12 protein-coding genes are annotated in these 12,322 nt (G+C 57.8%); 6 read left to right on the top strand and 6 right to left on the bottom strand.

The features are described 5' to 3' along the window. The 5 genes from FN806_RS03605 to cobA form a co-directional block, all read right to left on the bottom strand. Complete coding sequence (locus FN806_RS03605) at window positions 1–408, bottom strand: DUF934 domain-containing protein (RefSeq protein WP_142634095.1); 408 nt, start codon at window positions 406–408, stop codon at window positions 1–3. Beyond that, entirely contained in the window at window positions 405–1,166 is a 762-nt protein-coding gene (locus FN806_RS03600) for a phosphoadenylyl-sulfate reductase (RefSeq protein ID WP_142634093.1), read from the bottom strand. The genes FN806_RS03605 and FN806_RS03600 overlap by 4 nt, the downstream gene beginning before the upstream one ends. After that, window positions 1,156–2,820: a nitrite/sulfite reductase gene (locus FN806_RS03595; protein ID WP_142634091.1), complete on the bottom strand. Its 1,665-nt coding sequence runs from the start codon at window positions 2,818–2,820 to the stop codon at window positions 1,156–1,158. The genes FN806_RS03600 and FN806_RS03595 overlap by 11 nt, the downstream gene beginning before the upstream one ends. A 65-nt stretch (window positions 2,821–2,885) precedes the next feature. After that, the gene (locus FN806_RS03590) at window positions 2,886–3,200 is read right to left on the bottom strand and encodes a DUF2849 domain-containing protein (RefSeq protein WP_142634089.1); all 315 of its coding nucleotides are present in this window, start codon (window positions 3,198–3,200) and stop codon (window positions 2,886–2,888) included. Next, complete coding sequence (cobA, locus tag FN806_RS03585; RefSeq protein ID WP_142634087.1) at window positions 3,200–3,976, bottom strand: uroporphyrinogen-III C-methyltransferase; 777 nt, start codon at window positions 3,974–3,976, stop codon at window positions 3,200–3,202. Before cobA ends, FN806_RS03590 begins: the two co-directional genes overlap by 1 nt. A gap of 142 nt (window positions 3,977–4,118) precedes the next feature. On the opposite strand from cobA, the gene FN806_RS03580 reads away from it, so the two are divergent. Continuing rightward, window positions 4,119–4,598 carry an Lrp/AsnC family transcriptional regulator gene (locus FN806_RS03580; protein ID WP_142634084.1) on the top strand — a complete coding sequence of 160 codons (480 nt, stop codon included), beginning with the start codon at window positions 4,119–4,121 and terminating at the stop codon, window positions 4,596–4,598. Between the two features lie 3 nt (window positions 4,599–4,601). On the opposite strand, the gene FN806_RS03575 is transcribed toward FN806_RS03580, so the two are convergent. Next, window positions 4,602–5,783 (bottom strand): cytochrome P450, encoded by a 1,182-nt coding sequence (locus FN806_RS03575; protein ID WP_142635133.1) that lies wholly within the window; start codon window positions 5,781–5,783, stop codon window positions 4,602–4,604. Window positions 5,784–5,830: 47 nt separating this feature from the next. On the opposite strand from FN806_RS03575, the gene FN806_RS03570 reads away from it, so the two are divergent. From FN806_RS03570 to FN806_RS03550, 5 genes are all read left to right on the top strand, one after another. Further along, window positions 5,831–7,564 (top strand): sensor histidine kinase, encoded by a 1,734-nt coding sequence (locus tag FN806_RS03570; RefSeq protein ID WP_142634082.1) that lies wholly within the window; start codon window positions 5,831–5,833, stop codon window positions 7,562–7,564. After that, window positions 7,561–8,790 (top strand): sigma-54-dependent transcriptional regulator, encoded by a 1,230-nt coding sequence (locus FN806_RS03565; protein WP_142634080.1) that lies wholly within the window; start codon window positions 7,561–7,563, stop codon window positions 8,788–8,790. Before FN806_RS03570 ends, FN806_RS03565 begins: the two co-directional genes overlap by 4 nt. 363 nt (window positions 8,791–9,153) lie before the next feature. Beyond that, window positions 9,154–10,155: a DctP family TRAP transporter solute-binding subunit gene (locus FN806_RS03560; protein WP_142634078.1), complete on the top strand. Its 1,002-nt coding sequence runs from the start codon at window positions 9,154–9,156 to the stop codon at window positions 10,153–10,155. Window positions 10,156–10,268: 113 nt separating this feature from the next. Further along, window positions 10,269–10,946 (top strand): TRAP transporter small permease, encoded by a 678-nt coding sequence (locus tag FN806_RS03555; protein ID WP_142634075.1) that lies wholly within the window; start codon window positions 10,269–10,271, stop codon window positions 10,944–10,946. Then, a complete protein-coding gene (locus tag FN806_RS03550) occupies window positions 10,946–12,322 on the top strand; it encodes a TRAP transporter large permease (protein ID WP_142634073.1) in 1,377 nt (458 codons plus the stop codon). The genes FN806_RS03555 and FN806_RS03550 overlap by 1 nt, the downstream gene beginning before the upstream one ends.

Genomic DNA, 12,322 nt, shown 5'->3' with positions numbered 1-12,322 from the left:
TTAGCCGCGCAGGCGGGCCTGATAGTTGTTGTCCTGCCAGTTGGCGCGAGCCACCCATTGATCTTCGGGCTGACGATCGGCCAGAGTGTCTTCAATCTCGACCTCATCAAAGCCGCTGCGCCGCGCCATGGCATACTGGTCGGCCAAGACATGGCCTTTGGCGCGCAAGCGACCGGTATAGCCTTTCAGGCGCAGGGTCCGCGCGATGGTAAAGCCGCGCCCATCCGCAAAGGACGGGAAATCGATGCGCACCATCTTGGCGCAGCCCAGCCGTTCGGCAAGCTCATCGGGATCCGTGTCCGAGCTGACATCCAGCGCGACCACATCATTGGCCGCGTCTTCCAGCGTGACATAGCCATCAGTCCAATCATCGGGGGCGAACCCCTCATCGGTTACGATAACGTTCATGTGTTCTCTCCGGCGCGCATCATCTTGCCATCTACAAAATGAATGCCGCATTCTTCCTTGTTCTGATCGCGCCAGCGTCCGGCGCGGGGGTCTTCGCCCTGTTTGACCGGCGAAGTACAGGGCGCACAGCCGATCGAAGGGTATCCTTTGGCCACCAGCGGGTGCCTGGGCAAGTTGTTCTCTTCCATATAGGCGCGCACATCTTCGGGCGCCCAATGGGCCAGCGGGTTGACCTTGATCCGGCCTGTGCCGTCCTCGACCTCAAAGAAATCAAGCGTGGCGCGGGACCCTGCCTGAAACCGTTTGCGCCCGGTGATCCAGCCATCATATCCCAACAATGCCTGTTGCAGCGGGAAGGTCTTGCGCAGGTTACAGCACGCATCCATGTCCCGCAGACGCAGCGCGCCATAGGGGTCGTCGCGTTGAACATCCTCGTCATCCGCGCGGATGATCTTGACGTTTCGCAACCCCAACCGCTCGCTCACCTCCTGCTGATACTCCAACGTTTCGGTGAACAGCATCTGCGTGTCGATGAACAGCACCGGGGTCATCTTGTCGACCACGGCCGCCATATGCAGCAACACCACCGATTCCGCACCGAAACTTGAGACCAGAGCGAGATCATCGATCTCTTCCAATGCTCCGTGCATCACGTCATGCGCACTGTGGTGGCGGAACCGGGCGTTCAACTCACTGACCCGTTCGGTCAGTTCACGTCTATCCCGGCCCAGTTCAGTCTGGATCAGATCAAGCGGCATTCGCTCGCGCCTCGGGGTAGAGGGCCGCCTTGAACGGAGCCATTCCGACACGGCGATAGGTCTCGAGGAAGGTTTCTTCGGCACCCTCACGCTGCTCCAGATAGGTTTCGACGATGCGCTCAACGGCCGGAACGATCTCATCATAGGCAAAGCCCGGACCCGTACGATCACCGATTGCGGCGTTTTCCGTGCCGTCACCACCCAGAGTGATCTGGTAGTTTTCGACGCCTGCACGATCCAGACCAAGAATGCCGATATGGCCGACATGGTGGTGACCACAGGCGTTGATGCAGCCCGAGATCTTGATCTTCAGGTGGCCGATATCATGCTCCAGTTTGAGGTCTTCGAACCGGGTGGCGATTTCCTGTGCAACCGGGATCGAACGCGCCGTTGCGAGCGCGCAATAGTCCATGCCAGGGCAGGCGATGATGTCGCTGATCAGGCCGATATTGGCGGTGGCCAGCTCGTATTCTTTCAGTTTGGCATGGATCGCGGGCAGGTCCGATTTATGGACATGCGGCAGGATCACGTTCTGCTCATGACTGATGCGCAGCTCGTCATAGGCGAATTCTTCGGCCAGATCGGCCATCACGCGCATCTGCTCGGCAGTTGCATCACCCGGCGTCGCGCCGTGCTTCTTGATTGAGATGGTGACAATCGCGTGGTCCGCATTCTTGTGCGGCGCGATGTTAGTATCGACCCACGAGCGGAAGACCGGGTCGTTGGTGTATGCACCTTCAAACGACGCAACCGACGCTTCGCGGAAGGTGGGTGCAGCGAAGTGGCCCTTGATCTCTTCCAGCAGGTTCATATCCGCGCCTTTGAACTGCGGGCGGACCTGCAGGAAACGCTCGTTCACCTTGGCGCGGATGGCGTCGATGCCGTGTTCATGCACGGTGATCTTGATGCGCGCCTTGTACTTGTTGTCGCGGCGGCCGATTTGATTCCAGACCGAAACAGTGGCTTCTAGGTAAGCCAGCAGGTCGTCAAACGCGACGAAGTCAGACAGTTCCTTGCCTATCATGGGCGTACGGCCCAGACCGCCGCCTACGATGACGCGAGCACCCAGTACGCCGTCACGCTCGACCAGTTGCAGGCCGATGTCATGCGCCTTGATAACGGCGCGGTCATTTTCGGACCCGGTGATGGCGATCTTGAATTTACGCGGCATGAACTGGAATTCCGGGTGGTCGGTCGACCATTGGCGCAGCAGTTCGGCATAGGGGCGCGGGTCGGCGACCTCATCCGCGGCGGCACCGGCGAAATGGTCGGCGGTCACGTTGCGGATGGTGTTGCCGCTGGTCTGGATGGCGTGCATGCCAACCTCGGCCAGCGCGTCCAGCATATCCGGGACGTCCTGCAACTTGGGCCAGTTGTACTGGATGTTCTGACGGGTGGTAAAATGGCCATAGCCCTTGTCCCACTTTTCAGCCAGCAGGGCCAGTTGGCGCATCTGCGCGCTGTTCAGCGTGCCGTAAGGAATGGCGACCCGCAGCATATAGGCGTGCAGCTGCAGATACAGGCCGTTCATCAGCCGCAGCGGCTTGAACTCATCCTCGGTCAGCGATCCGTCAATGCGGCGCTCGACTTGGGCGCGAAACTGTCTGTTGCGTTCTGCCAAAAATGCTGTGTCGAACTCGGAGTAGCGATACATGATTAGCTGTCCTTAAGTGCAGCCCCGAACCTGGGGCCAATGTAGGGGAGAGAGAGGGCCAGGGATCAGGCCCGGGGCTGCGGGGAAGTTTCCTGTTTGCCGTGGGCATAGTTGGACGGACCAGTCCGGCGGAAGTCTTCCCGAAAATGAGTTGGTTCTGGGCCTTCGTCGCCAGCTATGGCATCCGCCAGATAGGCACCGACAATCTTGCCTGCCTGACGTTCGGCATCCAGAAGGCGGATCTGTGCGTGGGCTTCGTCTGTGATCAGCTCTGCCTCGGATAATTCACGCGACCAGCGGTCGTCCTCGGTCAGATAGATGACGTCACCTTCCAACAGATCGTTGGCGGTTACCACTTTGGGAGTAAAAGCGCGGGCCATCAGGCGTGCTCCTTTTTGAATTCAGTCAGGGCCTTGGCTGCCTGGCGGGGGGCAAGGCCGTAAAAAGTAAGGGTGGGGCCGTCCATGTCCGAGGCGTTCAGATCGGCGGACATGTGATCCAGCGTCGTGGTCAATATGCGCTGATCGGGACGCGACGCGTTTTCGATCAGCGTCACAGGTGTGGCTCGGTCGGCGCCGTGCATGATCAGGCGACCCTGAATAAACCGGGCAGACTTTTTGCCCATATAGATCGCCGCCACCGAACCGGGCTGCGCCAGGGCGCTCCAATCGTGATCGGCGAACCCCTTCATGTCGTGCCCAGTCAGGAAACGGATCGAAGAATTGCGCCCGCGGCGCGTCTGGCTTTGCCCGATGCCCGCAACTGCGGCCGAGGCTGCGGTGATGCCGGGGATAATCTGCCACGAGATGCCAGCTGCTTCGACGGCGTCGATTTCTTCGTCCAAACGACCAAATACGGTGGGGTCACCGGATTTCAGGCGTACAACGCGTAGACCCTTCAGGGCGTACTCTACCAGCAGCGCGTCGATGTCTTCCTGTTTCCACGAGGGGCCGAACCCGGCTTTGCCAACATCGACCAGAACGGCCGTTTGCCCGGCTAGGGCCAGCACCTCGGCGCTGATCAACCGGTCATGCAGGACAACTTCCGCGCGCTCGAATGCGCGCAGGGCCTTGAGCGTCAGCAATTCGGGATCACCGGGGCCTGCGCCGACAAAGTCGACATGGCCTGCGTCCTGATATGTTTGCGTCACTTGCATGTTTCGGTCCGGGTTGGTTTGACTTGACCCTCAATATAGGAAATATTCCCGGTATTACGCCATATGTGCGCATAAATAAGAACAAGCGTTTCGCTGTATTGGTTAAGCGATACGAAAGTTTCGAAACGAGGAAGAAATTGGAATGTCAGTGCGGATTGATGACACGGATCGGAAAATTCTGGTTGAGCTGCAGCGCGACGCCAGCCAATCGCTGGACGAAATAGCAGCCCGCGTCGGCAGTTCCAAGACGCCTGTCTGGAATCGTATCCGCAAGCTGAAAGGGGCCGGGGTGATCGGTCAGCAGACGGTATTATTGGATGCCGAGGCGCTTGGTTTTGAGGCGACGTTCTTCGTGCTGATCCGCACCTCTGAACACGAGGCAGATTGGCAGCGCAAATTCCTGAAAGCGCTGCGGGACCGCCCCGAAGTGCAAGAGGCGCACCGGCTGGCGGGGGATATCGACTATATCCTCAAGGTGCGGGTCAAGAACGCGCGCGCCTATGACGTGTTCTATCAGACTTTGATTTCCGAGGTGCGCGTCCACAATGTGACGGCTCTGCTGTCGATGGAAGAGATCAAGTCGACGACCATGCTGCCGCTGAATGCCCTGATCGAGAACTAGCGGTCAGACCTGAACCATCAACCGCTTTAGCCCGTGAAAATGGTAGCTGTTGGAATATTCCGGTTCCGCGCTGAGCGCTAGGTTGGGACAGCGTTCGAACAGTGCCGCCAGCGCTATTCGCATTTCGAGTCGGGCCAACGGTGCTCCGACGCAGAAATGCAGACCCGCGCCAAAGCTGCTGTTGGTCAGGATGGGGCGGGTTGGATCGAACTTATGAGGTTCGGCCCAGACTTGGGGATCACGGTTCGCGGCTCCAAGCAACAAAGCGACTTCGTCACCGCGTTTAAAACTGTGCCCGAACAGGTCGATCTCTTCATAGGCATAGCGCGTGAACATATGCAGCGGCGGGTCAAAGCGCAGGATTTCTTCGACGGTGGCGTCAATGGTTTCAGGCTGAAAGGCATCGGCTTTTACACCTTGTTGCAATACGGTCCTGAGCCCATTTCCTAGCGAATGAACCGTGGCTTCATGACCGGCGTTTAAGAGCAGAATACAAGTTGCAACCAACTCGTCACGCGACAGTTTTTCACCATCTTCTTCAGCGGCAATCAACCGGGTAATCAGGTCATCCCGAGGGTCAGACCGGCGCTTTTCGACGTAAGATGAGAGAAAGTCGGTGAACTCTTTTGCCGAGGCCGCCGCCGCATCCTCGGTCTGGCGTGTGCGGCTGGCCTGATACATCGCCACCATGTCATGGGACCAGCGCAAAAGCTCGGGCGACATCTCTTCGGGAACGCCTAGAAGGCGGCAGATCGTAACGACCGGAACTTGCATGCAATAGGTGTCCAGCAGATCGAACGACGCATCCGGAAAGGCGTCGATCAGCTTGTGGCTGAGGTCATGGATCGTTGGTTCCAGTGCCGCAATGGCACGTGACGTAAAGGCGCGCATGACCAGGCGTCGAAGCCGGGTGTGGCGCGGCGGCTCTGCTTCCAACAACGAATGAGATTCGACCATCAGCCAGGGGGCTAGATGCGCAGGACCTGGACGTTGCATTTCCGCCGGTACTTCGCGACCGAAACGACGGTCCTTCAGCAAGGCCTGAACCGCCCGGTGGGATACAGCAGCGTGCATCCGGTAGTCGGCCCAATACACAAGGTCGCCATGCGCGCGGGCCGCATCATAAATCGGATAAGGGTTCTGGACAAAATTCGGGTCAACAGGGGATTGATGCAAAGTCTTCATGGCGGGCACACTTGCCATGAGGCGCGTTGAATGCAAGACCCAATGTCATGCAAAGGGTATGGTTAATTTCGACATTTCTGATTGCTGTTGGGCTGCTCTCTGTTGGAGTGTGGTCATACGGCTTTCGTCAGGCTTTGTCGCCGCTGAGCGATAAGGCTGAGGCCGATCTGGAATTGGCCGCCGACCGCCTTAGCACACAAATGCAGGTCTATCAGGAACTGGCTGTCTTGATGGCCAGCCACCCGGCTGTTCGAACGCTTGTCACGCCGAGTGATCGCGCCATCGCGCAGGCTGTGTTGCTGGACGTGGCAGACAAAACTGCCGCCGTTAACATTGTCTATCTGGACCGTCTGGGCAGGGTACTTGCAGCCGCCCACCCGGTGCCTGAATTGACGATGGCAGACCATCCCGCATTCAGGCGCGCCATGCAGGGTGCTATGGGCAGTGCCCACGGGGTCGAGTCCACAAGCGGCGATCGAACCTATTCCTATGCAGCCCCTGCCTTTGGTCCCACCGGTATAGTCGAAGGCGCATTGATGGTTATAGCCGATGTGCAAGATGTCGAACAGACTTGGCGGGGCAGTACCGAGGCCATTTTCTTTATTGATGGGGAAGGTGTGGTGTTCATCTCGAACCGATCCGACCTGTTGTTCTGGCGTCGGACCGAAGGTCAACCGGGGCTGGTGCCGCCCGAGGGGCAGGCGGTTGATTTCTCGTCGAATCTGATCGGACGACACGAGCTTTGGACCTTGAATTGGGGCCGGTATCTGCCACGGCATGCGTTACACCTTACGCTCGATCTACCGGTGATAGACATGACAGCAGAGGTGCTGGTGGATGTGGCCCCGGCGCGCCGTCTGGCGAATTTGCAAGCAGCGGCGGTCGCTGCGATCTGTCTAGCCTTCGGGGCGCTTTTGTACATGGCAACCGAACGCCGGCGCGCGCTTGCTGAGGCCAATGCGGTGCTGGAAAGCCGCGTGACGCGCAGAACCCATGCGCTTACCGCCGCGAACACGGCCCTGCGGCGCGAGGTTCATGAACGGGAAGAGGCCGAGGTCGCGCTGAAACATGCGCAGGAAGAGCTTATACAGGCCGGGAAGTTGAGTGCGCTCGGGCAGATGTCGGCGGGCATCAGCCATGAGTTGAACCAGCCGCTGATGGCCATTCGCCAATTCGCCGAGAACGGAACGGCTTTTCTGAGCAGAGGTGACGAGTCAAAAGCCGCCGAGAACCTCACCAGAATTTCCGATTTGGCCGCGCGAATGGCGCGAATTATCAAGAACCTCAGGGCTTTTGCCCGCAATGAAAACGAGCCCATGGGCAGAGTTGATCTGGTTCAGGTAATAGAAACGGCGTTGGAATTGACCGAGGCCCGGCTGAATTCGGAAAACGTTCGTATGGAATGGCAGGCTCCGGATGTCCCAATCTATGCTTGGGGTGGCGAAGTGAGATTGGTGCAGGTGTTCGTAAATCTGATTAACAACGCCGCCGATGCCATGAGTGAGCAACAACAACGCATGATCAAGATCGCGATAAACAGTGACAAGACCCTGACGGTCACGGTCAGCGACACAGGTCCAGGGATCGAGAACTCGGAGAAGCTGTTCGAGCCGTTCTATACCACCAAAGCTGTCGGTTCGTCTGAGGGCATGGGGCTGGGGCTGTCGATCTCTTATGGTCTGGTTCAAAGCTTTGGTGGTAATATTCGGGGCACCAACGCTCCGACAGGTGCGGTATTCACTGTGGAACTGGAACATTTCAGGGAAGTAGGGGTAGCATGACCCGCAAAGTGCTTTTGGTCGATGACGACTCGGCAGTGCGCGAAGCGCTGGCCCAAACGCTGGAGCTTGCCGATTATGAACCCGTAACAGCCGGGTCCTTTGTGGCGGCGAAGGATCATATCCGGGCGGATTTCGCAGGAGTGATCGTGTCGGATATCCGGATGCCTGGTCGGGACGGGTTTCACCTGTTGACCTACACCCGCGATATGGATGCTGATCTGCCTGTCATCCTGTTGACTGGAGAAGGCGACATACCAATGGCAGTGCAGGCCATGGGGCAGGGTGCATTCGACTTTTTGGAAAAGCCCTGCGCCGCGGCAGATCTGCTAAAGGTATTGGGCAAGGCCTCTGAGGCGCGAGAGCATGTCCTGCAACAACGGGCGATGAAAAGCGAGCTTGAGCGCGGCGATCCAGCGGCACGCCTGCTGTTCGGTCTCTCATCAAAGGCCGAAGCCCTGAGAGAAAGGGTTCGTACGGTAGCCCAGACAGGGGCCGAAGTTTTGGTCACCGGACCGGCTGGCAGCGGGGTGTCCAAAGTTGCCGAGGTCGTTCACCTAATGTCGCCGCAAAGTCAGGGTCCATTTGTCAAACGTCCATCCGCCGGTTTGTCGACCAGCGATCTGGTTCATGTCTGCGAAGATGCAGCCGGTGGTTCCCTTTTTCTGGACGAAATCTCGGCCATGCCCGAGGCCACGCAATATGCAGCACTGGAGATGGTTGAACAGGGTGTAGGCGCCCGAATTCTGGCGGGTACGACCACTGACTTGGCCGAATTGTCTTCGGATGGACGGTTTCTTGCGGATTTGTTCTATCGTTTGGATGTGATGCGCGTTCGCATTCCGTCGCTTGCCGAGCGCCCCGAGGATATTCCGGTGATTTTCCGTCACTATGTCGCGCAGGCGGCTGAACAGGCTGGGATCAACGAACCGGAAATTACCTCGGACCATCTGGCTTCGTTGATGACCGGAGACTGGCCGGGCAATGCGCGCTCGCTGATGTCAGCGGCAATGAGGTTTGTTCTGGGCATGCCCGAGGATGTCTCGCAAGCCGCAGAACTGGGGTTGAGTGAGCAGATGGCACGGGTTGAAAGATCTCTGCTGATCGCTGCCCTTGGGCGGCATAACGGCAAGGCATCGGACGCGGCAAAGGCGTTAAAGCTGCCGCGCAAGACCTTCTACGACAAGCTGGCGCGATACCACATTCGTCCTGAAGACTACCGGAGGTAAAGGCTCCCGCCAGCTTTTTCCGCATTGTCATGCGGTTAAGCTGTTGGGCGTGGCAGTCCGCTGACGCGGACTGCGGGGCGAACCAAATGCCCGGCAATCGATTCGGATTCGGCGAATCGTTATTTGTGCGGAAATCCACACAATGGCGCAGATATATGTGCGGTTTCTCGCACGGCTTTCTTGCAGGCTCAAACAGAGACTTGGTTGAATGCGTGTAACATCAAGTAAATAAATGACAAAATGTCAACCGGCGGCGATTCCCACAAAAAGTTGAGAGCGTGAGCCCGATTCGGTTCACTCGCCGCCATGGGACGACTTCGGCACGTCCGGAGACGTAGTGAAGTATCTGGGAGAACTCGACTGATGAAATTTCTGACAACGGCAGCGACGGCCGTCGCTCTAACCGTAACAGCAACCGCAGGCATGGCCGCTTGTGAAGACGGCGAAATCGTCGTGAAATTCGCGCATGTGACCAATACCGATAAACATCCCAAGGGTATTGCAGCCTCGTTGCTGGAACAGCGCGTTAATGATGAGATGAACGGCGTGATGTGCATGGAGGTCTACCCGAACTCCACGCTTTATAACGACGATAAAGTCCTTGAGGCGATGTTGCAGGGCGATGTGCAACTGGCGGCCCCGTCATTGTCCAAGTTCGAGAAGTTCACCAAGCAATTCCGCCTGTTCGACCTGCCGTTCATGTTCAAGAACATTGACGCGGTAGACGCATTTCAGGCTTCGGCTGACGGTCAGGCGATGAAAGACAGCATGCAGCGCCGTGGCCTGCAGGGGCTGGCATTCTGGCACAATGGCATGAAACAGATGTCGGCCAACAAACCGCTGGTCGATCCGTCGGATGCCAATGGCCTGAAATTCCGCGTCCAATCCTCTGACGTGCTGGTCGCGCAGATGGAGGCGATTGGCGGAAGCCCGCAGAAAATGGCTTTCTCAGAGGTTTATGGCGCGTTGCAGCAAGGTGTCGTCGACGGACAGGAAAACACTTGGTCCAACATCTACGGCAAGAAGTTCTTTGAGGTTCAGGACGGTATCACTGAAACCAACCACGGTGTCATCGACTATCTGGTCGTGACATCGGTTGACTGGCTGGACAGCCTGGATCCTGCGGTGCGCGAACAGTTCCTGACCATTCTGGGCGAAGTGACAGAACAGCGGAACAAAGAATCCTTCTCGGTGAACGAGGAAGCCAAGGTCTCGATCACAAATGCGGGCGGTATCATCCGTGAACTTAACCCTGAACAGCGTCAGGCCTGGATCGACGCCATGAAACCTGTTTGGGAACAGTTCGCCGGTGACGTGGGTCAAGAAAAGATCGACGCCGCACAGGCTATCAACGCCGGGTTCTGATCCTGGTATACGCCGCGCGTCCGGGGACTGGGGAGTATTCGACGCGCAGGCAGGGTGGGCCGATTTGGCCCGCCCAAACAGCACTTATCTCAAAAAAATGTGGGGACAGATAGATGTCTGGTGCGCAATCCGGCCAAGGCGGGCTGGTCGACCATATCGAAGAAACCTTGATCGCATCGTTGCTGGGCCTGATGACGGCTGTGACATTTGCCAATGTGATCGCAAGGTATTTCTTTAATTCCAATATCCTATGGGCACTGGAGCTGACGGTATTCGCCTTCGGCTGGTTGGTGCTGCTTGGGGCGTCTTATGCCGTCAAGAAACACGCCCATCTGGGAGTGGACGCCATCCTGAACATGCTCAGCCCGGCGCCTCGACGGATTTTGGCTCTGATCGCAGTAGCCTGCTGTCTGGTGTTTTCTCTGCTGATGCTAAAAGGCGCATATGACTATTGGGCCGTGTTCGCGGATCTGCCGCCCACATCGGGGCGATGGTTCCCTACCGGGTTCAACTTCGATGCGCGCAGTCAGAGCTTTTATGAGGTCGACGACATTCCGATGGTCGCCCCGCTGCGGTTTCTTGAGGATCTGATCAACTATGGCGAGGGCTATGAAAAACTGCCCAAGGTGGTGCCGTATCTGGTTCTGCCCGTGTCGATGCTGCTTTTGGTGATCCGCTTTGCGCAGGTTGCGGTACAGATTTGGCGCGGCGAAGCCGACCGGATGGTCGCTAGCCACGAAGTCGAGGACGAGATTGAAGAAGTCCGCGCTCAGCAAGGAGAGCACAACTGATGGATGTCATTCTTTTGTTCTCGATGGTGATCGGCCTGCTACTGATCGGTGTACCGATTGCGGTGGCGTTGGGGCTCAGCTCGACGCTGTTTCTGCTGATCTATTCAGACAGTTCGCTGGCCTCGGTCGCAGGCACTCTGTTTGAGGCGTTCGAGGGGCATTTTACCCTGCTGGCGATCCCTTTCTTCATTCTAGCCTCGTCCTTCATGACCACGGGCGGCGTGGCTCGGCGCATCATCCGTTTCTCGATTGCCTGCGTGGGGCACTTGCCCGGAGGTCTGGCGATTGCGGGGGTGTTCGCCTGTATGCTGTTTGCGGCCCTGTCGGGGTCGTCTCCGGCTACGGTGGTGGCCATCGGGTCGATTGTGATCGCCGGGATGCGGCAGGTTGGTTATTCCAAGGAGTTTGCCGCCGGTGTGATCTGTAACGCCGGGACGCTGGGCATTTTGATCCCGCCGTCGATCGTGATGGTGGTCTATGCGGCTGCTGTCGAAGTTTCGGTTGGCCGCATGTTCCTCGCCGGTGTGATCCCCGGCCTGATGGCTGGGCTGATGCTGATGATCACCATCTATGTGATGGCCAAGGTCAAGAACCTTCCCAAGGGGGAATGGAAAGGCTGGGGCGAAATCCTTGTCTCGGCACGCGAGGCCGGGTGGGGTCTGTTCCTGATCGTGATCATTCTGGGCGGCATCTATGGGGGTATCTTTACCCCGACCGAGGCCGCTGCGGTGGCCGCAGTCTATGCCTTTTTGATTGCCAGCTTCGTCTACAAGGACATGGGCCCCCTCAGCACCGAGGGTGAGGAAAAGAATATCTCTTTGCTCAGAAAGCCTTATGCGCTGATCACTGCGATTTTTCACCCCGACACCAAGCAGACGTTGTTCGAAGCTGGGAAACTGACCGTTACCCTGCTGTTCGTTATCGCCAACGCCTTGATCCTGAAACATGTACTGACCGATGAGCAGGTTCCGCAGCACATAGCAACTGCCATGCTGTCGGCAGGTCTGGGGCCGGTGACTTTCCTGATCGTGGTCAATGTGATCCTGCTAATCGGCGGCCAGTTCATGGAGCCTTCGGGCCTGCTGGTTATCGTAGCACCACTGGTGTTTCCGATTGCAATCGAGCTGGGCATCGACCCGATTCACCTGGGCATCATCATGGTTGTGAATATGGAGATCGGGATGATTACCCCGCCGGTCGGCTTGAACCTGTTCGTGACCTCGGGCGTGGCCGGCATGCCGATGATGGGCGTTGTCCGGGCGGCCCTGCCATTCCTGGCGGTCCTGTTCGTCTTCCTGATCATGGTGACCTATATCCCGTGGATATCCACCTTCCTGCCCAACACTTTCATGGGGCCGGAGATCATAACAAACTAG

It is taken from the genome of Ruegeria faecimaris, assembly GCF_900182615.1.
In the GTDB taxonomy this organism is placed as follows: domain Bacteria; phylum Pseudomonadota; class Alphaproteobacteria; order Rhodobacterales; family Rhodobacteraceae; genus Ruegeria; species Ruegeria faecimaris.
This window is presented reverse-complemented; position numbering and strand designations above follow the sequence as displayed.